Source organism: Streptomyces sp. NPDC059092 (genome assembly GCF_042756365.1).
In the GTDB taxonomy this organism is placed as follows: Bacteria; Actinomycetota; Actinomycetes; order Streptomycetales; family Streptomycetaceae; genus Streptomyces.
The window spans coordinates 51,658-78,258 of sequence record NZ_JBHZEJ010000010.1 but is presented as its reverse complement, the minus strand read 5'-3'; the positions used below and the strand labels follow the sequence as shown (position 1 = coordinate 78,258).

Genomic DNA, 26,601 nt, shown 5'->3' with positions numbered 1-26,601 from the left:
TGCCGCAGTGAATGCGTACACCTCGCCCGCGGCGGCCGGAGAACCCGCCGCAGGTCGCGATGATCACGGTAGGGGCTCCGCCGCAGTAAATCCGGTCATTACTGCGGGAACACCCAGCCGGAGCGTCAACCAGGCCGAATTCGCCGCCGAAACCCGCAGATTCTTCCACCGCCGACAATGTCGGCCCACGTTGTCACCGGCTACTCCAAAGCCCAGCACGTCCGCTACATCCTCGACCGTCGACGGTCGAGTGAAGTGCTGAGTGACTGTTGAGTGCTCGGAATCGCTGACGTGCAACTCGCCGGTACGCACACCCGTGCGGCCCTGGAGGGGCCGTGCGTCCGACGGCGTATCCATCCGCCGACGGGCGGTGAGTCCGGCCATCCGGGTCACCGTCCGTGAGCCGTGGCGGCGCTTCGAGACCGTGGTCGCCGGCAACGGCTGCACACCTGGGCATCGATGTCGAGATCGTCGAGCGGAGCCTGTCGGTCAAGGCCGGATGTCGATGCGCCGGCCCGTTGTGCGGGTGGCAGTGATCGACACCCACAACCGGCGGTCGCCGCCCGCCCACGGTGTGGTGCGGGCGTGCCGGTCCAGGCGCCGTACGTCGTCGTCGCCGGTGACGGCCCGCGCGGTCCCGACGACGTTGACGCTCCAGCCCCTGCTCATCGCGTCGTCGATGTGGTCGACCTCGAAGGCGACCTCCTGACCGATGGCCTCGGCCGCCGCCGTTCCGGGAGCGGTGCGGTACGCGACCTCGTCGTCGGCGACGACGTAGTTGACGGGAACGACGGCCGGGCCGTCCCACGTGGAGAGGGCCACTCTGCCGATTCCGTGGGTCGACAGCAGCTCACCGCATTCCTCGGCGCTGAGAGTCGTCAGCGCCGGGTGGTACGCGGCATGCCCGATGCCGGGAGGCAGTTCTGTTCCGCTCCCGGTCAGGGTGTCGACCGTTGTCTCCAGCGCGTCGGCGAGTCTCAGCATGAATCCGATGCCGGGCGCCGCCTGCCGTTCCTCGATGTATTCGACGTAGCCGGGAGCCGATCCGGCGCGCGCGGCCACTTCCTCCAGGCTCAGTCCCAACTGTTCCCGGCGGGCCGTGACACGTCTGCCCAAGTCGCTCCTCGGCGCGTGGACGGTCCGACCGAGCGGTTCCCCTCGCCTGTGATCCGGCATGGTGAACGCACATCCTTCGAGTTCAGGAACGAGCCCCCCGTCACTCTCACACTGCCGGTTCGGTGGAGATCCGCGCGAGGGCCGGTCGGTTCCATGGCAGGGCTGACCGGTCCACACGGGAGCGCAGGGGGACTACTCGGCCCTACGCACCGGGCACGACGGCCGCGCACCATGGACCTGCTGACGCCCGGCCCCGGCGCGGGGTCGGTCACTGCGCGGAGGAGCCGGTGATGTCATCGAAATCCGGAGAAGGGACCAACGGCATGGGCGCCTCGCGGGCCGCCGCGGTGGCCGAGACGCACACCGCGGTCGTGTTGTTCGTCGGGGACCACGCCTACAAGGTGAAGAAACCCGTCGACCTGGGCTTTCTCGATTTCCGTAGCCCCCGGGCCCGACGCGCGGCGTGCGAGCGGGAGGTCCGGCTCAACCGGCGTTTCGCGCCAGACGTGTACGACGGGGTCGCCGAGCTCAGCCTGCCATGGGGCGGTCCGCCCGAGCCGGTCGTGGTGATGCGCCGGATGCCTGCCGAGCGCAGGCTCGCGCATCTGGTCGCCGTCGGCGCTCCCGTCGACGACGCGCTACGGCGGACCGCCCGGGTGCTCGCGGCCTGCCACGCCGATTCGCCACGGACGGCTGTGATCGCCCACGAGGGAACCCGGGACGCCCTGCTCGCCCGCTGGGAAGCGAGCTTCGAGCAGATCCACGCACTGGATGAGCAGCCTCCCCTGCCACACATCGGTGAGATCGCGCATCTCGTACGCCGCTACCTGGCGGGCCGGAAGGACGTCTTCGACACCCGTGTCCGTGAGGAGCGGGTGGTGGACGGCCACGGCGACCTGATGGCCGAGGACATCTTCTGTCTCGACGACGGCCCCCGTGTCCTGGACTGCCTGGAGTTCGACGACACGCTCCGCCACGTCGACGGACTCGACGACGCGGCCTTCCTCACCATGGACCTGGAACGGCTGGGCGCGCCGGAGGCCGCCGCGTACTTCCTCGCCCGCTACAGCGAGTACTCGGGTGACCATGCTCCACCGTCCCTGCGTCACCACTATGTCGCCTATCGCGCCTTCGTCCGGGCCAAGGTGTCCGTGTTCCGGGAGCGACAGGGCGTCCTCGTCGCACGGTCGGAGGCGGAACGGTTCGCCGACATCACCGTGCGTCACCTGCGGACCTCCGCGATACGGCTCGTCCTGGTCGGCGGCCTGCCCGCGAGTGGCAAGTCCACGCTGGCCGGCGCGCTCGCCGACCGGCTCGGCCTCACCCTGCTGAGCAGCGACCGGCTGCGCAAGGAACTGGCGGGCCTGCCGCCGGAGCGGCCCGCGCCCGCCGAGTACGAGAAGGGCGTGTACACCCCCGCGTGGACGCGGCGCACCTACGGTGAACTGATCGACCGTGCCTCGGCGCTGCTGTCCGCCGGGGAATCCGTGGTGCTCGACGCGACCTGGAACGCGGGGGAGTGGCGGAGCGCCGCCGCCGAAGCGGCCCGGGGCCGCGGTGCCGATCTGGTCTCCCTGCGCTGCGAGGTCCCCCGTGAAGTCGCCGCACACCGGCTCGCGGCCCGCCCGCCCGGCCCGTCCGACGCCGGTCCCGATGTGGGCGAGGCGATGGAAGCGGCGGCGGAACCATGGCCTGAGGCTGTCACGCTGGACACGAGCGGGACCCTGGAGGCCGCGGTCGGGCGGGCGGTCGCGGCAGTGCGTCCCGACGGCGCCGAGCGGACGACCGTTTTCCGGCGGCCGTACATGGCGCCCGACTGAGCGGTCCGGACACCGATCACGTTCCGCACAGTTATCACGTCCCGGCTTTCTGGTCCCTTCGGCCCTCGAAGCGCCCCCGATGGCCCTCGCCTCGCCCACACGCGCCTTGACAGCGTGGGAAGGGCCATGGGCGAGGAAACCGCTTCCCGCGTTCCTCGGCGAGCATCGGACCAGGAGGAGGCAGGCCATGGACGGCAGCACCAGCGCCAGCGGCACGTTCGGTACGCGGGCACTCGGACCGGTGGTGGTCGGCACCGACGGATCCGGCCACGCCGCCAGGGCGCTGATCTGGGCCGCCGACGAGGCTGCCTCGCGGAACCGGTCACTGACCGTCGTTCACGCGATCGGGGTCGAACAGGCGCGGTACCTGGCCTTCGACGACGCGCACACCGTCCTCCGCGAGGCGCGGGAGACGCTCGACAAGGCCGCGGCGCGGGCGGCCCGCGAGCATGCGGACGTCCCCGTCTCGACGGTGCTGAGCCGGGAAGAGGCGGCGGAGAGTCTGCTGGAGGCGGCGGGGGAGGACGGCACCGTCGTGGTCGGTTCCCGAGGGCTGGGCGGGTTCACCGCCCTGCTCGTGGGTTCGGTCGGGCTTCGTACCGCCGCACGCGCGAAAGGCCCCGTGGTCGTCGTGCGTCGCGTCGAGGAGGGCGCGGGCGGGGGCGTGGCGGTCGCGGTCCGGGACGACGGCGACCGGGACGCCCTGATGTACGCGGCACGGACCGCGCGGCTGCGCCATGCGCCACTCCGGGTGGTCAGCGTCTGGTTGTTCCTCCAGAACGTGGGGTCCATGGCGACGATGGTCGATGATCTCAGCGGCCTGGCCGAGTCGGAGCGCGAAGCCACGTCACACATGGTCGAACCGGTCCGGAAGGAGTTCCCGGACCTCACAGTCAGTGTGGAAACCGTCCGGGCCACCTCCGTGGCCGGTGCTCTGGTGGATGCGTCCGTCGACGTCGGTCTGCTGGTGATGGGCGCCCGCAGGCCCGCGCACCGTATCGGCTCGCCGCTGGGGCGGGTCACGCATGCGGTCCTGCACCATGCGCCCTGTCCGGTCGCCGTGATTCCGCGCGGCTGACGGGAGCTGGGCTCCGTCACGGGACCTGGCCCTCTTGGGCCAACCGTGGAGGTCTCAAGCGGGAGGTCTCACGCGCGGATCGGATTGAATCTTCGTGCCGGAGGTGCTGCTGGAGGTCTTCTCCTGGACTGGACCGGCGCCGACAAGGCGCCGGCGTCCCGCTGGTCCCCACGGTCCCTCGACCGCACCCGTGTCAGCCACCCTGCCGGCCCGGCCTCTCCCTCGCCGCGTGAACGAACCGTGAACGAACAGGGCCAGCAGGACCGGTGACACGGTTCTTGTCGGCACCCCGAGACTATCGGCACCCCGAGACCTTCGAACTCAGGCACGAGGTTGACGTCACCACAAGGACGGGTCGGCCGGCCCGGTCAACTGCACGATGTCGTCGGACGCGACATCGTGCAGACGGACGGCAAGGTCCTCCAAGGCGCGACTCGCGGCCAGTTCGTCGCCGATCTCGGGGATGGAGCGGTCGAGGGGATTCCGGCGCGCCACCCCCCGGCCCACCACGCGCGAGGTGTCCGTGTGCGCGGAGTTCTGCGTCATCAGGACCGCACGCGCCCGTGTCTCGTCACCGTCCTCGGTGAGGTAGATCTGCGCACTCCACTGCTTGGCCTTCATGGTCGCTCCATTCGTCGGCCCGGTCGTCGTGCCCGGGCGGGTCAGTGTCCTTCCGGTACGACCGCTACGGGGCACGCCGCGTGGTGCAGCACCGCGTGGTTGACCCGGCCGAGCTGCAACCCGACCACCCCTCGCCGCCTTTGTGCTCCGACGACCAGTAGGTCCGCGCTCGCGGACTCCTCGACGAGTGCCTGGTGCGCCGCGCCCTGGACGAGCTTGCGCCGTACGGTGACCTCCGTGACATCGCGCGCGGTGACACCGAGGACGTGGTCCAGGCACTCGTCGGCCTGCTGCCGGTAGGCGCGCGTCTGCTCCCCGTCGACCAGCGGATACGGCATGTTCTCGTACGGGGGACATCGCCAGGCGCGTACCGCGGTCAGTTCACACCGTCTCGCCCGGGACTGTTGGAGGGCGAATCGGGCCACGGTGGTGGATCCGGTGGTCTCTCCGATGCCGAGGACGACACGGCCGTAAGCGGACGTTCTGTTCGGTTCGGCGCCGCGGGCCACCACCACCGGGCAGGACGCCCTGGCGGCGACGGCCAGGCTCACCGATCCCAGGAGCATGCCCGCGATCGGGCCGTGCCCGCGTGGTCCGAGGATAAGAAGCGCCGCCTCGGTGCCCTCTTCGAGCAGTGCCGTCACCGGATCCTCCGGCCGCACATCGGTGGAGATCTTCACGTCGGGAGCCTGCCGGTGTACGCGTTCCTCGGACGCCGCGACGAGATTCTCCGCGAAGGCCTGCTCGGAGGGCCGGCCCTCCGAAAGTCTCGGCCGCATCCCCGCGTAATGCTCCCGCGGAGAGGCGTGCACCAGTCTCAGGCGCCGACCCGAGCGCTCCGCCTCGGCCGCGGCCCAGTCGACCGCCTGAAGGCTGCCCTCCGATCCGTCCACTCCCACCACCACGGGAAGTTCCATCCCTCCCACAGCCCTTCCTCTCGGAGACGTGCGATGGCCGGCGGTCAGTCCTCGACCTCCAGTACGTGCGGTACGGGACGGCGGGGCGTCCTCGGTCCCGTCGGCCCGTAACCCAGCCTGATCACCATCTGGACGTGCCCTCTGCCCGAGTCGGGATCGCGCAGTATCCAGCGCAGATCCGGCCATTCGAGTGCCTGGGTGGCGAAAGAAGCGCTCAGGCCGTGGAGCGTGGCGATGAGCAGGACCCGTTCCAGGGCCTGACCCGCGCGCAGCCAGTCGGCCGGACCGTCCCGTGCGGTGCGCAGCAGGGCGAGCTGGGGATGGTCCTCGAAGTCGGCCAAGCCCCGTCCGTGAGCCGGGGTGCGGCCGGCGAAGTCCCGGACCGGAGCCGATCCGCCCCGTTTGAGCGGCCCGAAGGCGTACTCCGGTACGCCGTCCAGGGGCGCTCGCGTCGTGGTGTCCCGTGTCCACCGCTCCGTCTCCGCTTCCCGGCAGGCGTCCATGTGACCGTATCCCTCGGCGTCCTGGATCAGGTCGAGCACGGTCCGGAGATGGGAACCGGCCGGGAAGGCCAGGTCCGCTCCCTCGTGGTGTGAGGCTTCGGTGAGCGCGTGCCGGACCTCCGTCGGTACACGCCGGCCGGTGAAGGGGTACCGGCTCGTGTGACGGTCATGGATCGCCGGGTGGAGCACGGTGATTCCGTCCATGGGACCGTCGGCGTCGTCGAGCCGTACGGTCGCCAGCAGACTGGGGTCCGCATGGCAGGGAAGCAGCCGGGTGACCGGCCGCAGGCGTGCGTGGGTGGCGGCCACCCGCAGGTTGAACAGGGCCGCGCCGCAGCCGATGTGGAGCCCGCGTGTGGTGGGGTCGGCGTGCGGCATGGCACGGGTCAGGTCCGCGTAGAGGCTGAAGGTCCGGCTGCCGCGGGCGTAGTGGAAGCGCCAGGGCTGCGCGTTGTGCATGGACGGTGCGGCGGTCGCGGCACGGACGATTTCGGCCACGGCCACCTTGCCCGGTGTGTGTACGGACACCAAATCCTCCCGGTCTTGTCCTGTTCCTCGCTCCCAGCGTCCGCCGGGGCGAGCGGCTCGCGGCAGGGGCCGGTAGGCCCCGACCCGTGGCTGATGGCCCCATTCGGACCACGGCCCCGGGGCTTCCCGGTGTACGGGAAGGGCCGGGTGGCACCTGCCGCGGACCGGCGACGCCGACCCACCCTTGAGGAGTGGCCGTGGTTTGGCGGTCGCGGTGACGCGAAGGAGCCCGGACATGGATCACCGCAGGATCAGTGAGCTCATGACCCGCGACGTCGTCAGCGTGCGGATCGACACACCGTTCAAGGAAATCGCCCGGACACTCATGGAGCACAACGTGAGCGCCGTGCCCGTGCTCGACGGCGTGGGCCGCCCGGCCGGCATCGTGTCGGAAGCGGATCTGCTGCGCAAGGCGGCCGACCGATCCGACCTGTCGGGCAGAACGCCGCTGCCACACCTTGAGGCGTGGGAACGGGCCAGAGCCGAGGGCCGCGACGCCGGAGAGATCATGTCCGCCCCGGCGCTGTGCGCGCGTCCCGACTGGACCGTCGTGGAGGCAGCACGGCTCATGGACGTGCAGAACATCAAGCGGCTGCCCGTCGTCGACGAGGCGGACAGGCTGCTCGGCATCGTCAGCCGAGCCGACCTGCTCCGGGTGTTCCTGCGGCGGGACCCGGCGATCCGGGAGGAGATCACACACGACGTGCTGGGCGCGACGCTGGGCCTCGCGCCGTCGGACGTCACCGTCGAGGTCACCGAGGGGCAAGTCTTCCTGCGCGGCACGGTCGACGACAGCGGGATGATTCCCGTACTCGTACGGCTGTGCACCAGTGTGGACGGGGTCGTCTCGGTCTCCGAGCGGCTCAGGTACCGGGCGGACCGGACCGGTCCTGTCCGTGCGGGACACGGAGCCACGCCATGAACACGGATGAGGCAGCCCAAGCGGGCGAGGCCACGAAGCCGGTGGTCACCGTGGGGCTGGACGGCACCCCTGAGTCGCTCTCCGCCACACTGTGGGCCGCACAGGAGGCATCGGCGCGCGACGCGACCCTGCGGCTTCTGTACGCCTGGGTGATGCTCGCCCCCGAATGGGGCGATCAGCCGCAGGAGAACGACCGGAACTACTGGCCCAAGCGGATCGTCGCCGAGGCGGCCAGAACGGTCGAGGAACGTTTCCCCGGCCTGCCGGTGTACAAGGACCTCGTCGCCGAGGAACCGGTGAACGCACTGCTCGACGCCGCGGCGGAGTCACAGTCGCTGGTGCTCGGGTCGCGCGACGTGACCGGACTGGCCGGCTACTTTCTCGGCGACATCGGCATGCATGTACTGGCACGGTCCGAAACCGTGACGGTTCTCGTACGCGCCAGGGAGGACCCGGCCTCGATCAAGGAGAACGGAGATGTGGTGCTCGGGCTGAGCCTGCACGGGGCACCCGAGACCCTCCTCACCTACGCATTCGAGACGGCGGCCCGACGTGCGGCCGTCCTACGGGTGGTGCACGGCAGGAATTTGCCGCCCCCCGCGTACAACCGCGGAGGAATCGACCCGTACATCTCCCATGAGATGACCACCCGAGCACAACACGAACTGACCCGGACGCTGCGCCTCTGGCGCGACCGGTTCCCGGAAGTGCGGGTGGTGGAGAGCGTGCGCATGGAGAGCCCGGCGCGCGCCCTCGTACGTGACACAGCCGGGACGGGACTGCTCGTGGTGGGACGCCGGAAGAAGCGTTCCGCGCTCTCCCCCCGCATCGGTCACGTGCTGTCGGTGGCGGTGCACCACGCCCCGTGCCCGGTGGCCGTCGTCCCTCACGAGTGATCCGTCACCGGGAATCCGATGACGGATGCCCCCGGAATCCGACTTTCGTGGATTCGGCTCAGCCGTGGGGGGACCGTGGGGTCCCGGGGCGGTCACCTACCCGCCCGCATCACCATCCACGTTCGCACGCCACTTTCTGTAGCCGGCCACGGCGGTCGGCAGGGTGGGGAAGATCAGGCCGTTGCCCACGGACTCGGACAGCCCGTAGGCGTCGAGTTGGTCGCGCAGGTCCTGCTTGACCCGTGCCATGGCGAACACGATTCCCCGCTCGGTCATCTCATGCCGGAGTTCCTCCACGGAGTCCAGTGCGGTGATGTCGACCTCCACATTCGCCTCGGTGTTGAGGACGAACCAGAACACGGGCTGAGTCTGCTCGTCCAGAGCAGCCAGAGCGCGATGCCTGAAGTTCTCCGCGTTGGCGAAGAAGAGAGGCGAGTCGTAACGGTAGATGAGCAGTCCGGGGATGGTGCGGGCCTTCGGGTAGTCATCGACGTCGTGCATGCCGGCCACTCCGGGGACAAGCCCTTCGACGGCGTCGTGGGGGCGGGCGACCCGGCTCAGGAGTTCGGCCACGGACAGCCCCACGGCAACGAGTACCCCGTAGAGGATGCCGAGGGCCAGCACGCCGAGCAGACAGCCGGCCGCCAGAAAGAACTCCCGGCGCCGGAAGGCCGCCAGCCGGCGGAATCCCGCGAGGTCGATCAGCCGCACGGCCGCGTAGACGACGAGAGCCCCCAGCACGGGGACCGGGATGTGGCCGAGGACGGGTCCGAGGAACAGCAGCACGCCGAGGACGGCCGCGCAGGCCACCAGCGAGTACATCTGGGTGCTCGCGCCCGTCGACGCCGCGAGAGCCGTTCGGCTGGCGCTGCTGCTCACCGGGAAGCCGTGGAAGAGGCTCGCGCCGAAGTTCACCGTGCCCAGGGAGAACAATTCCTGGTTCGGATCGAGCCGCCCGCGCTCGTCGCGTTCGGCGAAGGCGCGTCCCGTCAGGATGACATCGCTGTAGCCGACGAGCAGGACACCCAGCGCGGGCACCAGCAGGCGGGGAAGCTCGCTCAGGTCGGGCAGCGCCGGGTGGGGCAGCCCGGACGGGACTGTTCCGACGACCGCGATGCCGTGGTCCTCCCAGCCGAACAGCGCGACGAGGCCGGTGCCGAGCAGCACGGCGAGCAGTGGCCGGGGAACCGCCTGCCCTACGTCGGGCGCGACGAAGAGAAAGGCGAGGAGAGCGGCGCTGAAGGCCATGGTCGCCGCCTCCGCACCGGAGAGGTTGCGCAGGAAGGAAAGCAGTTGCGGGAAGAAGTCGGAGCCTGTCGTCGGGACACCGGTGAGCTTGGGCAATTGGTCCACGGTCATGAGGACGGCGATGCCGGCCAGGTAGCCGACCAGGATCGGTCGTGACAGCAGATCGGCGAGGAACCCGAGCCTGGCGGCCCATGCCGCCAGACACAACAGCGCGATCGTGACAGCGAGCGCGGAGGCCAGTGCTCCGTAGCGTCCGGGATCCCCCGCCGCCAACGGGCCGACCACCGCTGCGGTCATCAGCGCGGTCGTCGACTCCGGGCCCACCGAGAGAAGCCTGGACGAACCGAGCAGCGCGTAGAGCGTCAGCGCGGGCAGGACCGCCCACAGACCTGTGACCGGCGGTACCCCCGCGACACTCGCATAGGCCATGACCTGGGGCACCAGATACGCCGCGACCGTGATGCCCGCCAACAGGTCACCCGGCAGCCATGAGCGCCGGTAACCGGCGAGCATCGCGACACCCGGAACCCGGGGCCGAAGCCGATTCCGCCTCCCACTGCCGTCGGGGGTGTGCCGGGGCACCGGTCTCCTTTCACCACGCTGCCTTCGGCCCCCGCTGCGGCAGGTACCCGGGACGACAGCGACCGACGGCCTCAGGAGGCGCCGCTCTTACTGTGGGGACCGGCCGGCCCCGCTCCGGGGCCGTGGCAGCACGACCGTTCCGTGCCCCGGCGCTCACGCTGCTGGAGAGTGCGCGCGCCTGGCCCGGAGGGCGAGTGCTCTCATTGTGGCGCCCCCACTTCTTGGCATCCTGGTGGTTTGGACCATCTGGACGCGCATCCTGGCCGTCCGCGACGGCCGCACGCCGTGTCCGCCGAACGCGTGGCGGGGCTCGCCGACCGCTCCGGCAGCACCCACGCCCTGGGGCTCGGCGAGACCGTCGCACTCGCCACGGCGCTCAACCGTGTGCCGCGCTCGCTCGTGGTGCACGCGGTGGAGGGCGCGGACTTCACCCTCGGCACGGGACTGAGCGCTCCGGTGGCAGCCGCGCTCCCGCGACTGATCCACCGCGTGACACGTGCCGTCTGCGACGCCCGTCTCCTGCTGCGGAGCACATAACAATTCCCGGGGCTGCCGCGCCCGCGCCGCCGAGGCCGGCCGACGGCGTACGGACCGGGGCGGGTGCGCCTGGGAATGCGCGGCGGGGACGTGGAGCCGAGACTGGGACTGACGGGCCGACGCGGCGCACGGTGCCGCCGTTCGGCCACATCCCCGCACCCGACCGAGTCGCACGATGGTGCGGCGACGTCAGCGGTGCGGAGGGAGGAGAGACCATGAGGGTGGGAGTGCTGACCGGTGGAGGAGACTGTCCCGGCCTCAACGCGGTGATCCGCAGCGTCGTCCGCAAGGGCGTCCAGGAGTACGCCTTCGATTTCGTCGGCCTGCGTGACGGCTGGCTCGGTGCGCTCCGGAACGACGTCGTGCCGCTGGACATCGCCGACGTGCGGGGGATCCTTCCACTCGGAGGAACCATCCTCGGATCGTCACGCACCAACCCGTTCAAGCACGAGAACGGGGTACGGCGCATCCAGGAAACTCTCGCCGCACGCGGCATCGACGCCCTCGTCGTGATCGGCGGCGAAGACACGCTCGGCGTGGCGGCCGAACTGAGCCGTCAGGGGATCCATCTGGTCGGCGTGCCGAAGACGATCGACAACGACGTTCCCGGCACCGACTACACCTTCGGTTTCGACACGGCAGTCGGCATCGCGACCGAGGCCATCGACCGCCTCCACACCACCGCCGAGTCACACAGGCGCACCCTGGTCGTGGAAGTGATGGGGCGCCACTCCGGGTGGATCGCCCTGCACGCGGGTGTCGCGGGTGGCGCCAACGTGATCCTCATCCCGGAGCGGCCGTTCGACATCGATCAGGTCTGTGCCTGGGTGAAGAGCCGGTTCAAGTTCAACTACGCACCGATCGTCGTCGCGGCAGAGGGAGCCGTGCCCCAGGAGGGCCAGATGATCCTGAAGGACCGTTCGTTGGATGAGTACGGCCATGTGAGACTGTCCGGCGTGGGCGAGTGGCTGGCTCAGGAGATCTCGCGACGCACCGGCACGGACGCCCGTACGACGGTACTCGGCTACATCCAGCGCGGAGGAACCCCGAGTGCCTTCGACCGGTGGCTGGCCACGCGCTTCGGTCTGCACGCCGTCGACGCGGTCAGGGACGGCGACTTCGGCACGATGACGGCCTTGCGCGGCACCGACATCATCCGTGTTCCCCTCCCCGACGCCGGGACGAGGACCAGGGTGGTGGATCAGTCGCTGTACGCAGAGTTCGGGGTTTTCTTCGGCTGATCCCCTCGATCGCAGGCCGGCGAGGGGCAGGACGCCAACCAGGACACTGTGGTGGAGGAGAAGTCCGTGCGGGACGGTGGCCCGGCCACGGTCCGGGGACCATGACCGGCGGCGCTGGCGCGGCGCCAGGTCCGCGATGGACACGCGTCTTGCTGGTGACACTGTGGTCAGCCCCGGACTCCTCAGGCCGCGCCACGCGGCCGCCGGCAGATTCGGGTGGCCGAGGTGCCGTCGCGTCGACGGTATCCGCCGAGGGCCGAACGGCCCGCACCTCGGCACCGGACAGCCCCAGCGGGCCGCCCGCTCAGGGGCGGATGGTGGAAGTCCGATCTCCCTGATCGGATGAAGGACCACGAGATGAGATTGCGCAGGGCCGGTGACGTGATGACCGCGGACGCCGTCCGCGCGGGACCGGCCACCCCCGTTGCGGACCTCGCCCGGTCGCTCGCGGAGCGCCGTATCGGCGGGGTGCCGGTCGTGGACGACGACGACAAGGTCGTCGGAGTCGTCTCGCGTTCCGATCTCGCGCGGCACCGGGACAGGACGGGAGGCTCGCACCGGCCCGCCGGAGGCTCGCTCCCGGTTCGGCCGGGCGCCGCGGATCCCACCGTCGGGGAACTGATGTCGGTTCCTGCGGTCACGGTCCACGCGGTCGACTCCGTCGCGCTGGCCGGTCGCACCATGGCCGAACGTGATGTCGGCCGACTGCCGGTGGTGGACGAGGAGGCCCGGCTCATCGGCATCATCACCCGGCGTGATCTGCTGCGGGTGTTCGTCCGCCCCGACTCCGACCTCCGCGACGAGATACTCGACGAGGTAGTGGTCCGCGCCCTGTGGCTCGATCCCGCCCCGCTCACGGTATCGGTCGTCGACGGCGTGGTGACCCTGCGCGGCTCTCTGCGGTGCGGCGCGGACGTATCCGTCGCGGCGGGGATGGTGGCCCGTGTGGACGGAGTGGTCGCCGTGGTGAACGAGCTGACCGGCCGATGCGCACACGCTTGCGAATGAGGTGCGACGACGATGACCGGTACAAGGAACCTGTTCGACGGGCTCACCCGTGACCGGCGCGAACGGCTGCGGGAAGTCGTCACGGAGGTGACGTTCCCCGGTGGCACGCGCATCTTCGACGAGGGCCGGCGTGCCGACCGGTTCTGGGTGGTCCGCAGCGGCCAGGTCGCGCTCGACCTGCACGTTCCCGGCAGGCAGGCGGCCGTCGTCGAGACGCTCGGCCCCGGTGAGTTGCTCGGCTGGTCCTGGCTGATCGCTCCCTACGTGTGGCATCTGGGCGCGCAAGCCGTCCGTACCGTCCACGCGGAGGAGTTCGACGCCACGGTCGTACGGGCTCTGTGCGAGGCAGATCCGGTGTTCGGCCGCGCGATGTACCGGACCGTGGCCGAGGTGGTGGCGGACCGGCTGCGAGGCAGCCGTACCCGGCTCCTCGACCTGTACGGACCACAGGGCAGCGGCACCGTGCCCGGGTGACCCGCCGCGGGGCGGGTCACCCGGGGCCCGTTCGGCCCCTGGCCCGACCGGCGGACCGGGCCCACGATGGAGGGGACACGGAGACAGGGCGCGGCGAGCGCGTCGGAGGAGTGAGCATGAGCGAGGTACGGCGGTTCTCACCCCAGAGCCCGATCAGGGTCTTCCTGCTCGACGACCATGAGGTCGTCCGGCGTGGCCTGCGGGACCTGCTGGAGGCGGAGCCGGATCTCGATGTTGTGGGGGACGCGGCCACGGTCGACCACGCTCTTGCCCGGGTGCCCGCGCTCCGGCCCGACGTGGCCGTTCTCGATGTACGGCTGCCGGACGGTGACGGGATCACGGTCTGCCGGGAGCTGCGTTCGCGGATGCCGGAACTCGCCTGCCTGATGCTCACGTCGTTCGACGACGACGACGCGCTGCTGGACGCGATCATGGCCGGGGCGGCCGGCTACGTGCTGAAGGACATCAAGGGGGCGGACCTCGTCGCGGCCGTACGGACCGTCGCCTCCGGTCAGTCCATGCTCGACCCGGCGACCACGACCCGGCTGATGAGCAGTCTGCGCGGCGAGGAGGACGCCCCCGGTGCCGGGGCGGACGCGCTGTCGCAGCTCTCGCCGCGGGAGCGGGAGATCCTCGTCCTGATCGGAGAAGGGCTGACCAACCAGGAGATCGGCAAGCGTCTGTACCTGTCACAGAAGACCGTCAAGAACCACATCTCGCGCCTGCTGGCCAAGCTGGGCGTCGCACGCCGCATCCAGGCCGCGGTTCTCGCCACCCAGTCCGCTGCGCGCCCCGTCACCGGCGAACACGGACACCGCTGACCCGCGCCCGGGGCGCCCCGGACGACGGCCCGGATCGGGAGGTCGGCTCAGGTGTGGACGAGTGGCACCGTCCACACCAGCCGGGTGCCCCCTTGGCGGCGTGTTCCGAAGGTCAGCCCGCCGCCGAGGTCCTCCGCCCGCCGGGCGAGATTGTCGAGCCCGCTGCGGCGGCCGTCCGGCGCGATGCCGGTGCCGTTGTCGGAGACGGTCAGGGTCAGCAGCCCGTCATGGACCACGAGGGAGACCTCGGCGGCGTCGGCGTGCGCGTGGCGCCAGATATTGCTCAGCGCCTCGCCCAGGACAGCCACGACATGGTCACCGGTCACCACTGGCACATCGGTGTCGATCAGCCCCTCCATCCGCACCGCGGGGGTGAAGCCGAGGGCGCGCACGGCCTCCTCCACCACGGTGGTGGTCCGTGCCCGCAGCCCTTGGCGGGCGCGCCCCGTCTCACGGGATCGCAGTCTGAAGATCGTCGAACGGATGATCTTGATCGTCTCGTCGAGATCGTCCACGGCGCGCAGCAGCCGTTCACGCGCCTGAGGGTGATCCACGAACCGGAGGGCGCTCTGCAGGGTCATGCCGGTCGCGAACAGCCTTTGAATGGCCAGATCGTGCAGGTCACGGGCGATCCGGTCGCGGTCTTCCAGCAGGGCGATCTGTTCGGCGTCATGGCGTCGCTCGGCCAGTTCCATGGCGAGCGCCGCCTGCCCGGCGAAGGCCAGCAGCGGGGCCGTCCCGGCCTCGGTGAAGGGCTCCCGCTCGGCACTCCGTGCCAGGAGCAGAACGCCTCGCACCGTGTCTCCGACGGCCAGGGGCACGGCGACGGCGAACCGCAGACCGCGCCATCGAGGCGGGCCCGCGGTGATGCGCGGATCGTGCTGTACATCCACGCTGATGAGCGGTTTACCGGCCTGGAACGACGCGCCGACGAGGGAACCCTCACACGGGAGGAGCAGCCCGTCGTGGATGTCCGCGTCCACCCCGGTGGCGTACGCCACCCGCAGGCCCCCGCCTCCGTCGGCCGGGAGTGCCAGCGCGCCCATGTCGGCGGTGAGGATCCTGCGCGCGTGGCCGACGATCAGACGCAGCACCTGGTCGCCGTCCTGCCCCGACAACAGGGCGGCGACGACCTCCGCGTTCGCCTCCAGCCAGCGCTGCCGGTCGCACGACATCTCGTACAGCCGCGCGTTCTCGATGGCCTCTCCCGCCGCCATGGCCAGTGTCAGGAGGACGGTCTCGTCCTCGCCGTCGAATGCCTTGCCGCCCCGCTTCCCCGTGAGGTACAGGTTGCCGAACACCTTGTCGCCCACCTTGATCGGCACCCCGAGGAACGAGTGCATCGGCGGGTGGTTCGGCGGGAATCCGTAGGAGGCCGGGTGTTCGGACAGCTCCGACAGGCGCAGAGGCTCGGGGTGGCGGATCAGCTCGCCGAGGATTCCGTGGCCGGAGGGGAGAGGGCCGATCGCCCGCACCTGCTCCTCACTCACGCCGGTGGTGAGGAACTGCGAGAGGCGGGTGTCCTCGCCGATGACGCCCAGGGCTCCGTACTCGGCGTCCACGAGCACCGTCGCCGCTTCGACGATGTGCCGCAGCACCTGGGGGAGTTCCAGCTCCCGGCCGACCGAGAGCACGGCTTCGAGGAGGCTCCGCATCGACTCCCCGGCCCCACGCTCCACGGCGGCCAGATGCGCCCGCAGTTCCCGGGGCAGCACGTCCAGCCCGGGAGGCGCGCCGTACGCGCGCTTGCCGCCGTCCTCGGTCACCGTGTCCTCCGTCGAGCCCTGCCGAGCGGAGCGGAGTACTCCACGTGTCCACGGTAACGGTCCATGGCGCCGGGCATCCTGGCGCCCGGCCGACCGCGGACGGATGGACAGATCCGCTCAGCCGGCGGACCGCTCCAGGACCACCTTCAGGGCCCCATCCGCGGCGGCTCGCGAGAACACTCCGTACGCCTCTTCCATCGCGTCGAGGCCGAAGCGGTGTGTGACCAGCGCCGACGTGGGCAGCCGGCCCGCCGCCGCCATCCGGAGCAGCATCGGGGTCGAGCGGGTGTCGACCAGCCCGGTCGTGATCGTCACATCCTTGATCCACAACTCTTCCAGGTGGAGCACGGCCGGCTTGCCGTGCACCCCGACATCGGCGACATGACCGCCTGGACGTACCACCCGGGCGCACAGCTCGAAGCTCTCCGGCACGCCCACGGCCTCGATGGGGTCGACAGCGACGATCCGGCCAGAGCGCTGGGCGGACATCCCCACCGGCTTCACGTGCCGTACCACCGCGGGGTCATCAGCCCGTTCGCCGGGTACGGGGAACGGGCCGAGCTGGACTGGGCGGGATACAGCAAGAGGCACGGCGACATCCGCAGGCTGGACCGGATCCTGGAGGCCGAGGGAGACACGGCCCAACCGTTACCAGGCGTCCAAGCAGGCCGATGTGCTGATGCTCGGACACCTCTTCCCGCCCCGGGAGCTCAGCTTCGTGTTCCGGCAGCTCGGCCGCCGTCTCGACGACGACCTGGGGCGGACCACCGTCGACTACTGTCTGCGCCGCACCAGCCACGGCTCCACCCTCAGCGCGCTGGTCCACGCCTGGGTGCTGGCCCGGGTCCACGGCGACGAGGCGTGGACGTACGCGCAGGAGGCCCTGACCGGCGACGTGGCGGATGTCCAGGGCGGGACCACGCCGGAACGTCCACCTCGGTGCGATGGCCGGCACCCTGGATCTCGTGCAGCGTGGTCTGACCGGCCTGGAGGCCGGCGTCGACGCGCTGCGGCCGGATCCCTCGCCGCTGTCGCAGTTGCCGACGTTCGGGTTCCGCGTCCGTTACCGGGGCCACTGGGACGTGGACCCCAGGTTCCGGACGGGGCGGGTACGCGTCGCGGTCGCGGAGTCCGAACGAGGATTCCGTACGCGTGGCGATCCGTGGCCGGACGGCCACCGTCGCTCCCGGCACGGCCCGCCGGCTCGATCTGTGCGGTCCGGAAGGCCCCTAACCCTCCAGCGGCGGTGCGGGAAGGTCCACGGTGAACACCGTGTGCCCGGGGCGGCTCGCGACACCGACCGTGCCGCCGTGCGCGGTCACCACCGCGTGGACGATGGAGAGTCCCAGGCCGGTACTTCCTGCCGTGCGCGAGCGGCTGTGGTCCGCGCGGACGAAGCGCCCGAAGACCTCGGGCCGGAGCTCCGCGGGGATGCCGGGCCCGTTGTCGGCGACCGTGAGCCTGACCAGGGGGCGGCCTGAGCCGGCCTCGGCACCGGCCCGCAGCCGTACGGTGACCTCGGTGCCGGCCGGGGTGTGGGTGCGGGCGTTGGCGAGGAGGTTGCCGACGGCCTGGTGCAGCCGGTGTTCGTCTCCCGTGACCGTCACCGCCTCCTCGGGCAGGTCGAGCAGCCACCGGTGCCCCGGGCCCGCGGCCCGCGCGTCCTCCGTCGCGTCGAGGACGAGCCGGGTCAGATCCACCGGGGCCCGGTCAAGGGCGCTCCCCGCGTCGATCCGGGCGAGCAGCAGCAGGTCGTCGACGAGGCGGCTCATCCTGTGGGACTCGGCGTGGATCCGGTCCAGCGCACGCCCGACCTCGGGCGGTACCGGGCCGCGGTGCCGCAGCGCCAGCTCGGCGTGGCCGCGGATGTTGGCCACGGGGGTGCGCAGTTCATGGCTGGCGTCCGCGGCGAAGTGGCGCAGCCGTTCCTCACTGGCCTGGCGGCGTTCCAGGGCGCTGCCGACATGTCCGAGCATGCGGTTGACCGCGGCGGCCACCTGTCCCACCTCGGTCCGGGGGTCGGTGACCGGGACCGGCTCAGGCATGGCGACGTCACCGCTGGCCAGAGGCCGTTCGGCCACGCTCGCCGCAGTGGCCGTGACCCGCCGCAGGGGCCGCAGGGAGAGCCGTACCCACAGGGCTCCCACGACACCGGTGGCGACGAGGGCGGCCCCGAAGACCACCGCCTCCACGCCCTCCAGCCGGTGAACGGTCTCCTCCACGGGCCGCAGGGGCAGCCCGGTGATCAGGACGTCCTGGTCGTCGCCCCGTACGGCGGTGAGGCGGTAGGCGCCGAGAGCGGACAGCCGTCGGCTGTGGCCGTCCTCATCGACGGGGACGCCTGCCAGAGCCCGCCGGTCCTCGTCGGTGAGCGGCACCGGGGCGTCCGTCCGGTCCCGTACGACGGCCGCCTGGGTGGCTGTACCACGCAGCAGGCGCGCGCCGAACGTGCCCTCCGACTGGCCCCGGGTGTCGGGCCGGTTGTCGGAGTCCGGCGTCGCCTCGTGCTCCAGGCTCGCCGCGAAGCGTCCCCCGGACGCCGTGAGCTGCTGGTCCAGCCGGCGCACCAGGAAACCTTCGAGGGCCAGGACGGTCGTGAGGCCCACGGCCAGACACGCGAGGGCCAGCAGGACGACGAGCCCGGTGGTGAGCTGACCGCGCAGGGTACGAGGGCGCAACCGCCGCGTCAGGCCGACCGCCCGGGCACGGGCTCCGGCGCGCATCAGGGCGCCGGCTTGAGGACGTAGCCCACCCCGCGCACGGTGTGGATCATCGGCGTCCGGCCGGCGTCGACCTTCTTGCGCAGGTAGCTGATGTAGAGCTCGACGACATGCGCGCGGCCACCGAAGTCGTACGACCAGACACGGTCGAGGATCTGCGCCTTGGACATCACGCGGCGCGGATTGCGCATCAGGAACCTGAGCAGTTCGAACTCCGTACGGGACAGCTCCACGAGCGCGCCACCCCGGGTCACCTCACGCGCCTCCTCGTCCATGATCAGGTCGCCGACGGCCAGCAGGTCGCCGACGGCCAGCAGGTCGCCGCCGTCCGGCCGGCCCGCCCCGGGTTCGCGCGCCATGCCCGCCCTGCGCAGCAGCCCGCGCAGCCGCGCCAGCACCTCTTCCAGACTGAAGGGTTTGGTCACGTAGTCGTCGCCGCCCGCCGTGATCCCGGCGACACGGTCCTCCACGGAGTCCCGCGCGGTGAGGAAGAGAACACACACATGTCCGAGCTCCCCGCTCGCCGCCCGCAGCTCCCGCAACACCCGCAGACCGTCCATGTCGGGCAGCATCCAGTCCAGGACGACCGCGTGCGGCCGGAAGGCCCGGGCGACGGCGACGGCGCCCGCCCCGTCGGCGGCGGTACGGACCTGCCAGCCCTCGTCCGACAGCACGCCGGACAGGACCTCGGTGAGGTCGGGCTCGTCGTCGACGACGAGCACCCGGACGGGACCGCCGTCGTCGCCGTACAGGCGGAGCGGGGAACTGTGCGTGTTCATGGTGGATCCAGCATCGCGCGCGAGCGGTGGCGCGGGGCGACCGGCAGGCTCTGAGTTTCCTCTGAAAAGGGACGGGACCCTGGCCGGACCGGCCTTCTCAGAGGCTTCTCAGAGGTCGCGCGGTGACGCTGGCTCTCACCTTGCAGGAGAGAGGCCCCATGAGCACGGCGATCCACACCCGCCATCCAGTGGGCCGCGAGGCGCGTCCGCGCTCGCTCGTTCCACTGCTGACTCAGTGCGCCATCTGGGTGGGCGCCGCCGGAGTGCTCGCCCTGTGGTGGCGCGACACCACCTCGGTGGTGGGCGCGGCGGGGTGGCTGACCGACGCGGGCCGCATCACGGGACTGCTGGCCGGATACGCCTGCGCCGTGCTGGTGGCGCTGATGTCCCGCGTTCCCCTCCTGGACCACACCGTCGGCAGCGACCGGCTCGCCCGCTGGCACGCCACGGGCGGCCGCTGCACCGTCTCCCTCGTACTCGCCCACACGCTGCTCATCATCTGGGGGTACGCCCTGACCTCGGGCACCGGAGTGGTGGACCAGACGTCCACGCTCGTCCTGCACTACCCGGACATGCTCAAGGCGACCGCCGCCTTCCTGCTGCTGATCGCCACCGGGATCCTCTCGGCGCGGGCCGCGCGCCGCAGGATGCGGTACGAGACCTGGCACCATCTCCACTTCGCGACCTACCTGGCGGTCTTCCTCGCCTTCTCCCACCAGCTCAGCAACGGCGCGGACTTCGTCGGCCACCCGGCCGCGCAAGCGGCCTGGTACGTCCTGTACCTCGGTGTTGCCGCGCTGATCGGCTGGTACCGCTTCGTGGTTCCCGTACGGCGTGCCCTGCGCCACCGGTTGCGCGTCGCCGGTCTGCGGTCCGAGGCACCGGGGGTCGTCTCCGTCCATCTGACCGGCAGGCACCTGGACGAACTCAGCGCCCGCCCGGGACAGTTCTTCCGCTGGCGCTTCCTGGCGCCGGGCCTGTGGTGGGCCGCCAACCCGTACTCGCTCTCCGCGCCACCGCACCCGCGTGAACTGCGGATCACCGTCAAGGCGGCCGGCGGGCACAGCGCCGCCCTCGCCACGCTGCGGCCCGGCACCAGGGTGTGGGCAGAGGGCCCGTACGGCGCCTTCACTGCGGCGCGGCGCCGGTCGCCCAAGGTGCTGCTGATGGCGGGCGGCGTCGGGATCACCCCGCTACGGGTGCTCTTCGAGACCCTGCCGGGCGAGGTGACGTTGGTCTACCGGGCCCGGCGCCCGGAGGACCTGGCGCTGCGCGGCGAACTCGACGCGATCGCCGCGACCCGGGGCGCCGTCGTGCACTACGTCGTCGACGAACCGGACACGACCTGGGCACCCATGACCTCGTCCAGGGCCGTGCCACTCACCGCCCGCGCCCTGACCCGCCTGGTGCCGGACCTCGCCGCGCACGAGGTGTATCTGTGCGGACCGCCCGGGATGACCGACGCGGCGCGCCGTGCCCTGCGCGCGGCCGGGGTGCCGCGCCGCCACATCCACCACGAGTCGTTCGCGTTCTGAGGAGCCCCGGCATGTCCGCACCCGTCCGTCGAGCCGTGCTGGCCGCCGCGTCGACCAGCGCCGTCGTCGTCCTGCTGCTCTCCCTGAAACCGCACCACACCGCCGTACTCGCCGGGGGCGCGCCCCCGGCGCCCGCCGCGCCCCCGGCGCGGAGCGCGTCGTCACCCGCACCGGGCGGCTCGCAACCGACCGGCGGCACCTACACCGGCGACGCCGTGCCCACCCGGTACGGCACGGTGCAGGTCGCCGCGACCGTCAAGAACGGACGGCTGACCGCCGTCAAGGTCGTGCAGGCACCTTCCGGGGACGGCCGCAGCAGCCAGCTCGCGGCCACCGCCGTACCCCAACTGACACAGGAGGCGCTCGCGGCGAACAGCGGGCACATCGACGCGGTCTCCGGCGCCAGCTACACCAGCCAGGGTTACATCCAGTCCCTGCAGAGCGCGCTGGACCGGGCCGGTGTCTGACGGCCCGGCCGGCCTCCGCCACGTCGAGCACGTCATGGGCACCGTCTTCTCCTTCGACATCCGCGACCCCCGCACCCCGGCGGTCGACGAGGCCCTGCGGGAGGCCGTGGCCTGGCTGCACCACGTCGACGCCGAGTACTCCCCGTACCGGCCCGACAGCGCCGTCAGCCGCCTGGCGCGCGGCGAGACACGACCGGCCGACTGCTCCCAGGAGGTACGCGACGTCCTCGCCCTGTGCGAAGGCGCCGTCCGGGGCAGCGACGGCTGGTTCAGCCACCGGGCGGGCGGCACGCTCGACCCGTCCGGACTGGTCAAGGGATGGTCGATCGAGCACACCTCGCGCATCCTGTACGACGCGGGTGCCCGTAACACCTGTGTCAACGGCGGCGGTGACCTCCGCCTGAGGGGCGAGCCGGCCCCCGGCACGCCGTGGCGTATCGGCATCGCCCACCCACTGCGGCCGGGCGCGCTGTGCACGATCGTCACCGGCCGCGACCTGGCCGTCGCCACCTCGGGCATGGCCGAACGTGGCGCCCACATCGTCGATCCGCACACCGGCGCGCCCGCCACGGGCCCCGCCTCCGTCACGCTCACCGGACCCGGATCGACCCTGACCGACGCGTACGCCACCGCCGCCTTCGCCATGGGCGAGGCGGCCCGCGACTGGGTGGAGTCCCTCGACGGCTACGAGGCGTTCGCGGTCCTGCCCGACGGCCGGTCCTGGCGGACGCCGGACTTTCCCGGTACTCCTGTCCACACCGCGACACACAGGGCCGGTCCGTACGGTCCGGCGGATGCTTGACCGTCAGAACTGAGGTCCCGCCAAGGGCGATTCGGTCCGTCGGGCCGCCGGGCCGACGAGATCGCACTCGACGTCCACGACTCTCCCACCGTGCGCGTGAGACGGGCGGCGACCGGCACGAGGGCGGTGTCGCGAATCGTGCCGCCGAGGGTGACCCCACTACGGGTCGTCCCGCTCGGCCCGTGCCGGGCGCACGTACACGGTGCGGGGGATGTTGGAGCCGGGCCTCCAGCGGCAGACCCACTCCAGCTCCTTGTCCGACGTCGTTCGGGTGAGACGCTGCCGGGCCGAGGTCCGGCAGCGTCTCACCGACCTGATCAAGCTCTCGCCCCCCTGAACGGCAACACCGGCGCGACTGGGCTGGGCGGGTGTCCGGCTACTCGGTCTGAGGGCGCCAGGCGCGTGCCGTCGCGACGCTTTCCCGGAGCATCTGACCCATGACTCCCGGACGGGCGCTCAGCGCCTCGTCTCGTACCTGATCAGGATCACGCCGCAGGGAAACGACCGCGTCTCCACCAGGTTCAGGTTCACCCAGTTGTCCAGCGCGGTGAAGAACGGCGTGCCGCCGCCCACCAGGACCGGGGCGGTGGCCAGCACGTACTCGTCAATCAGTCCGGCCCGCATGGCCGCCCCGGCGAGCGTCGCGCCGCCGATGTCCATCGGGCCGCCGTCCTCGGCCTTGAGCCGGGTGATCTCGGCGACCGCGTCGCCTGTGACCAGGCGGGTGTTCCAGTCGACCTGGTCGATCGTCGAGGAGAACACCACCTTCGGCATGTCCCGCCAGCGGCGGGCGAACTCGATCTCCGCCGGGGTGGCGCCCGGCTGCTGGTCGCCGGTCGGCCAGTAGGAGCTCATCGTCTGCCACAGTTTGTGCCCGTACAGCGACAGGTCGGTCGCCTCTAACTGGTCGGACCAGAACTGGAACAGCTCGTCGCTCGGCACGCTCCAGCCGATGTCGTCGCCGGGCGCGGCGATGTAGCCGTCCAGAGTCAGGTTCATGCCGTAGATCAGTTTCCGCATGGCGCCTAGCCTTCCGTGAGTCGGTCTCACGCGTACAGACCGGCGCGGCGCGGGAAACTCATCGGTGCGCGATCTGAGCTCACATCCGTCTCGCGCCCCGCTCGGTCACAACTCGTTGTGAGAGCGCCCTGACTGCCGCGCACATGGCCGATGCATCAGGTTCGAATCCTGTCGTCCTGACTTGTGTTTTCGCAGGTCGCAGGCGGTATCGGAGAAATCCGGTACCGCCTTTCCGTATTAGTTTGGGAACCGGACGGGGGCCGGTTGGGGACCACGGGGGTGGTCGGGGCGGTGACCGATGTCGGTGGACGCGCGCGCCCCGAGCGGAACGGACTCGCGGTGCCCCTTTGAAGGCAGGCTCCAGCGGATGGTGAGCCCGCCTTCGACGTTGAGGGTCGTGCCGGTGGTCCACTGTGCGGTGGCCAGGTAGGCGGCTGCGATGCCGGTGTCGTGCGCCGCGCGCTGGTGCGGGGCATCCGGCCGAGGCAGGCGTGCTGGTAGGTGGCGGTGAGGACCGCGCCGGGGGTGGTGGCGTTGCCCCGTACACCGCTGGCACCGAGTTCATCGGCCGGGGCCGGGCTGATGGAGCCGGGTGAGGTGGACGGGGACCAGGGTCCCGGGCATGCGGGAAGGCGGCACGCCGGGACGCGGCAACGTGGAGGAGCGGCAGTCCGGTTGTCCATCCGGCTGGCACCCGTTCGGTCCCGGGCGTATCCCGGATGGCCGGCGGCCTCGGCCGTTCCTAGCCTCGTGGCATGACTTCTCGCCGTTCGTCGTGGTCAGCGGTTGCGCTGGCCCTGGCCGTCTCCTCGGTGCCGTCCGCCGTGGCTTCGGCCGCGCCGCGCCCCTCCGGCAGCGATTCGTCCGTGCAGTGGTACGCGGACGCGCTGCGCGACGCCGGGGTCACCGGTGTGGCGGTTCGCGTGGAGACCCCGCGCGGGACCGTCACGGCGCGCTCCGGAGTGGGGGACCTGGTCACCCGCCGCCCTGTTCCGGAGGACGGTTATCTGCGTCTGGGCAGTATCACCAAGACCTACGTCGCCACCGTCCTGCTGCAACTGGTGGGCGAGCAGCGGATCTCCCTGGATCAGACCGTGGAACACCTGCTGCCCGGGGTGGTGTCCGGAGCCGGGAACGACGGACGGAGCATCACCGTCCGCGACCTGCTGCGGCACACCAGTGGCCTGTACGACTACGTGTACGACGTCTTCCCCGACCCTGGTGCCCGGACCTACTTCGCCAACCGATGGCGCGCCCACCAGCCCGAGGAGCTGGTCGCCCTGGCCGTGCGGCACGCGCCTGACTTCCCGGCAGGCACCCGGTGGGCGTACTCCAACACGAACTACGTACTCGCCGGAATGATCATTGAGAAGATCACCGGCCACACCTGGGAGCAGCAGGTCCACGCCCGTATCCTGCGCCCCCTCGGTCTGCGGCACACCGACACCCCCGGCACCGGGCCCTTCCTGCCGTATCCGCACACCGCCAACTACCAGCGGTTCGCCGTGGACGGTCCGATGGTCGACACCACGATCCCTTACCGTCCCTTCGACAGCGGGGCGGACGGCTCGATGACCGGCACGGCCCGTGACATCAACCGCTTCTTCGCCGCCCTGGCCGGCGGAAGGCTGCTGAAGCCCGCCGAACTCGACACCATGCGGACCACCGTCCCGGTGCCGTCGGACGGCGGTCATCCGGCGGGCACCCGGGACGGCCTGGGACTGTTCTTCACCCCGTTGTCCTGCGGCGGTGGTTACCTGGGGCACGGTGGAAGCGGCTTCGGATATGTCATCCGGGCCGCGACCACCACGGACGGCCGGCGCGGTGTGACCGTCTCCGCGCACAGCCGGGCCGCGGACCCGCGGGTCGCGGCCCGGCAGGAGGAAATTCTGCGCGACCTCGTCGACCACGCCCTGTGCCGCACCCCGTGAGCGCCGGGGGACCGCCCTGTCTCACGGGAACGTCCGGTTACTCCCCTGAGGGTGCGGTCAGTGTGGTGCCGAGGGAGACCGGGGTGCCGAAGTTGGGTGTGCCGTCGGCGTTCCAGGTGAACTTCTGCGCCCGGGTGGTGCGGTTCATGTCGCAGCCACCGCCGGCCGAGGCGTTGGCGTGGTAGACCATCCAATCCTCGGTCCCGTCCGGCGACTTGAAGAAGCCGTTGTGGCCGGGGCCGTACACACCGTTGGCGTTGGACCTCTGGAAGACCGGGTTCGGTGACTTCACCCAGGAGGAGGAGGCGAGCGGGTCACCACCGTTGTAGGTGAGCATCCCCAGTTTGTAGTCGGGCGTGGAGCAGTGGCTGGCGGAGTAGACGATGAACGTCCTGCCGTTCCGCTGGAGGACCTCGCCGCCCTCGTTGACCGCGCCGCCCACCGTCTCCCAGCCGTAGGCCGGGGTGGACAGCACCCGTCGGGTGCCGCTCGCGGTCCACGGATTCGACAGGGGGCGGATGAACATCGGCTGTGAGCCGTTGTAGTAGGTGCCGAGGAGGTAGAGCTTGCCACCCAGTTGCAGGATGCTCGGGTCCAGCTCCCAGGTGTTGTCCTGCGTCGGGTCGAGCAGGTCGGCCTTGAAGCTGTAGGGCCCCATCGGGTCCTGGCCGGCGCTCTCCAGCACGTGGATCCGCTGGGTGCCCAGGTTGTACGGTTCCCGGCCGGCCGTGTAGTAGAAGTACCACCGTTTTCCGTTGGGGCCGTCGAGCAGGTGGAACTCGGGGGCCCACATCGTGCCGGCGCCGTTCGGCCGGGTGAGGCGGAAGATCACCTGGTCGGTGGCGGTGGCGAGCCCCGCCAGGGTGGCGGACCTGCGCATCGTGACCGTCGAGTTCCAGGTCGTGGTCGCGAGGTAGTAGAAGCCGTTGTGGTACGTGAGCCAGGGGTCGGGCCCGTGCTGGGAGAGCGGGTTGGTGAACGTGCCCTGGATCGCACCGCCACGGGCGGAACCGGGCAGGTCGCCGGTCCCCGCGACGGCGGGGGAGGCGGGCGGCGCCGCCAGGAAGGCGATCACCATGGTGAGCGCGGCGATCAGCGCGGACAGGCATCGGGAACGAGTCACTGAGGCACGTCCTTCATCGGTTGGTGGGTGTGCTCGCCGTTGCTCCGGGGCGGCCGGCCGCTGGCCGGCCGCCCCCCCCGGTGTGGACCATTACCACGGGGAGCCCCCGCTTCGCCCCCGAGGCGGGGGGGGGCCGGATACCGTAC

Annotated in this window: 23 protein-coding genes and 2 pseudogenes; 14 read left to right on the top strand and 11 right to left on the bottom strand. The window is 71.2% G+C overall.

All coding sequences use genetic code 11. The features are described from left to right. Positions 1-489: 489 nt before the first annotated feature. The gene (locus tag ACFXPL_RS08920; RefSeq protein ID WP_384914817.1) at positions 490-1,116 is read right to left on the bottom strand and encodes a helix-turn-helix domain-containing protein; all 627 of its coding nucleotides are present in this window, start codon (positions 1,114-1,116) and stop codon (positions 490-492) included. A 290-nt stretch (positions 1,117-1,406) separates the two neighbouring features. Here ACFXPL_RS08920 and ACFXPL_RS08915 point away from each other — a divergent pair, with 290 nt between their 5' ends. Both ACFXPL_RS08915 and ACFXPL_RS08910 read left to right on the top strand, forming a co-directional pair. Beyond that, positions 1,407-2,936, top strand: coding sequence for an AAA family ATPase (locus tag ACFXPL_RS08915; protein ID WP_384914814.1), 1,530 nt, complete (start codon positions 1,407-1,409; stop codon positions 2,934-2,936). Between the two features lie 187 nt (positions 2,937-3,123). Then, complete coding sequence (locus ACFXPL_RS08910) at positions 3,124-4,014, top strand: universal stress protein (RefSeq protein ID WP_384914811.1); 891 nt, start codon at positions 3,124-3,126, stop codon at positions 4,012-4,014. A 339-nt stretch (positions 4,015-4,353) separates the two neighbouring features. Here ACFXPL_RS08910 and ACFXPL_RS08905 read toward each other — a convergent pair whose 3' ends face one another. The 3 genes from ACFXPL_RS08905 to ACFXPL_RS08895 are packed head-to-tail and all read right to left on the bottom strand — an operon-like array spanning position 4,354 to position 6,583. Beyond that, positions 4,354-4,635 (bottom strand): DUF1876 domain-containing protein, encoded by a 282-nt coding sequence (locus ACFXPL_RS08905; RefSeq protein ID WP_384914808.1) that lies wholly within the window; start codon positions 4,633-4,635, stop codon positions 4,354-4,356. Between the two features lie 41 nt (positions 4,636-4,676). Further along, the gene (locus ACFXPL_RS08900; RefSeq protein WP_384914805.1) at positions 4,677-5,552 is read right to left on the bottom strand and encodes a universal stress protein; all 876 of its coding nucleotides are present in this window, start codon (positions 5,550-5,552) and stop codon (positions 4,677-4,679) included. 44 nt (positions 5,553-5,596) lie between these two features. Further along, the gene (locus tag ACFXPL_RS08895) at positions 5,597-6,583 is read right to left on the bottom strand and encodes an Acg family FMN-binding oxidoreductase (RefSeq protein WP_384914801.1); all 987 of its coding nucleotides are present in this window, start codon (positions 6,581-6,583) and stop codon (positions 5,597-5,599) included. Between the two features lie 235 nt (positions 6,584-6,818). Between ACFXPL_RS08895 and ACFXPL_RS08890 the strand changes: the two genes are divergently transcribed. Further along, entirely contained in the window at positions 6,819-7,505 is a 687-nt protein-coding gene (locus ACFXPL_RS08890) for a CBS domain-containing protein (RefSeq protein WP_384914799.1), read from the top strand. Continuing rightward, the gene (locus ACFXPL_RS08885; protein ID WP_384914796.1) at positions 7,502-8,401 is read left to right on the top strand and encodes a universal stress protein; all 900 of its coding nucleotides are present in this window, start codon (positions 7,502-7,504) and stop codon (positions 8,399-8,401) included. The genes ACFXPL_RS08890 and ACFXPL_RS08885 overlap by 4 nt, the downstream gene beginning before the upstream one ends. A 96-nt stretch (positions 8,402-8,497) precedes the next feature. Here the strand turns inward: ACFXPL_RS08885 and ACFXPL_RS08880 are convergent, their stop codons facing one another. Then, positions 8,498-10,162: a SulP family inorganic anion transporter gene (locus tag ACFXPL_RS08880; protein WP_384914793.1), complete on the bottom strand. Its 1,665-nt coding sequence runs from the start codon at positions 10,160-10,162 to the stop codon at positions 8,498-8,500. A gap of 354 nt (positions 10,163-10,516) precedes the next feature. Between ACFXPL_RS08880 and ACFXPL_RS08875 the strand changes: the two genes are divergently transcribed. The 5 genes from ACFXPL_RS08875 to ACFXPL_RS08855 all read left to right on the top strand — a co-directional run bounded on the left by ACFXPL_RS08875 (position 10,517) and on the right by ACFXPL_RS08855 (position 14,312). After that, positions 10,517-10,768, top strand: coding sequence for a hypothetical protein (locus ACFXPL_RS08875; protein WP_384914790.1), 252 nt, complete (start codon positions 10,517-10,519; stop codon positions 10,766-10,768). 215 nt (positions 10,769-10,983) lie between these two features. Further along, positions 10,984-12,009 carry a 6-phosphofructokinase gene (locus ACFXPL_RS08870; protein WP_384914787.1) on the top strand — a complete coding sequence of 342 codons (1,026 nt, stop codon included), beginning with the start codon at positions 10,984-10,986 and terminating at the stop codon, positions 12,007-12,009. A gap of 357 nt (positions 12,010-12,366) precedes the next feature. Continuing rightward, a complete protein-coding gene (locus ACFXPL_RS08865; RefSeq protein ID WP_384914784.1) occupies positions 12,367-13,017 on the top strand; it encodes a CBS domain-containing protein in 651 nt (216 codons plus the stop codon). Positions 13,018-13,029: 12 nt separating this feature from the next. Continuing rightward, positions 13,030-13,491 carry a Crp/Fnr family transcriptional regulator gene (locus ACFXPL_RS08860; protein WP_384914782.1) on the top strand — a complete coding sequence of 154 codons (462 nt, stop codon included), beginning with the start codon at positions 13,030-13,032 and terminating at the stop codon, positions 13,489-13,491. 116 nt (positions 13,492-13,607) lie between these two features. Further along, the gene (locus ACFXPL_RS08855) at positions 13,608-14,312 is read left to right on the top strand and encodes a response regulator (RefSeq protein ID WP_384914780.1); all 705 of its coding nucleotides are present in this window, start codon (positions 13,608-13,610) and stop codon (positions 14,310-14,312) included. A gap of 47 nt (positions 14,313-14,359) precedes the next feature. Here ACFXPL_RS08855 and ACFXPL_RS08850 read toward each other — a convergent pair whose 3' ends face one another. Next, a complete protein-coding gene (locus ACFXPL_RS08850) occupies positions 14,360-16,078 on the bottom strand; it encodes a GAF domain-containing protein (protein WP_384914776.1) in 1,719 nt (572 codons plus the stop codon). A 117-nt stretch (positions 16,079-16,195) separates the two neighbouring features. Next, positions 16,196-16,528 (bottom strand): annotated as a pseudogene (locus ACFXPL_RS08845) (alcohol dehydrogenase); the annotation flags it as partial. Positions 16,529-16,570: 42 nt separating this feature from the next. Between ACFXPL_RS08845 and ACFXPL_RS08840 the strand changes: the two are divergent. Continuing rightward, positions 16,571-17,311 (top strand): annotated as a pseudogene (locus tag ACFXPL_RS08840) (glycoside hydrolase family 65 protein); the annotation flags it as partial. On the opposite strand, the gene ACFXPL_RS08835 reads toward ACFXPL_RS08840, so the two are convergent. Then, a complete protein-coding gene (locus ACFXPL_RS08835) occupies positions 17,308-18,801 on the bottom strand; it encodes a sensor histidine kinase (RefSeq protein WP_384914774.1) in 1,494 nt (497 codons plus the stop codon). The pseudogene ACFXPL_RS08840 and the gene ACFXPL_RS08835 sit on opposite strands and share 4 nt — an antisense overlap. Next, positions 18,801-19,577 carry a response regulator transcription factor gene (locus tag ACFXPL_RS08830; protein ID WP_384914771.1) on the bottom strand — a complete coding sequence of 259 codons (777 nt, stop codon included), beginning with the start codon at positions 19,575-19,577 and terminating at the stop codon, positions 18,801-18,803. The genes ACFXPL_RS08835 and ACFXPL_RS08830 overlap by 1 nt, the downstream gene beginning before the upstream one ends. Positions 19,578-19,735: 158 nt before the next feature. On the opposite strand from ACFXPL_RS08830, the gene ACFXPL_RS08825 reads away from it, so the two are divergent. The 3 genes from ACFXPL_RS08825 to ACFXPL_RS08815 are packed head-to-tail and all read left to right on the top strand — an operon-like array spanning position 19,736 to position 22,381. Continuing rightward, positions 19,736-21,112 carry a ferric reductase-like transmembrane domain-containing protein gene (locus tag ACFXPL_RS08825; RefSeq protein ID WP_384914768.1) on the top strand — a complete coding sequence of 459 codons (1,377 nt, stop codon included), beginning with the start codon at positions 19,736-19,738 and terminating at the stop codon, positions 21,110-21,112. Positions 21,113-21,123: 11 nt separating this feature from the next. Beyond that, on the top strand, positions 21,124-21,579 hold the full coding sequence (locus tag ACFXPL_RS08820) for an FMN-binding protein (protein ID WP_384914765.1): 456 nt from the start codon (positions 21,124-21,126) through the stop codon (positions 21,577-21,579). Positions 21,580-21,613: 34 nt separating this feature from the next. After that, positions 21,614-22,381 (top strand): FAD:protein FMN transferase, encoded by a 768-nt coding sequence (locus tag ACFXPL_RS08815; RefSeq protein ID WP_384915019.1) that lies wholly within the window; start codon positions 21,614-21,616, stop codon positions 22,379-22,381. Positions 22,382-22,837: 456 nt separating this feature from the next. Here the strand turns inward: ACFXPL_RS08815 and ACFXPL_RS08810 are convergent, their stop codons facing one another. Beyond that, positions 22,838-23,401 (bottom strand): dihydrofolate reductase family protein, encoded by a 564-nt coding sequence (locus ACFXPL_RS08810; protein WP_384914762.1) that lies wholly within the window; start codon positions 23,399-23,401, stop codon positions 22,838-22,840. Between the two features lie 755 nt (positions 23,402-24,156). Here ACFXPL_RS08810 and ACFXPL_RS08805 point away from each other — a divergent pair. Continuing rightward, on the top strand, positions 24,157-25,332 hold the full coding sequence (locus tag ACFXPL_RS08805) for a serine hydrolase domain-containing protein (RefSeq protein WP_384914759.1): 1,176 nt from the start codon (positions 24,157-24,159) through the stop codon (positions 25,330-25,332). Positions 25,333-25,369: 37 nt separating this feature from the next. Here ACFXPL_RS08805 and ACFXPL_RS08800 read toward each other — a convergent pair whose 3' ends face one another. Beyond that, complete coding sequence (locus tag ACFXPL_RS08800; RefSeq protein ID WP_384914756.1) at positions 25,370-26,455, bottom strand: family 43 glycosylhydrolase; 1,086 nt, start codon at positions 26,453-26,455, stop codon at positions 25,370-25,372. Between the last annotated feature and the right edge of the window lie 146 nt (positions 26,456-26,601).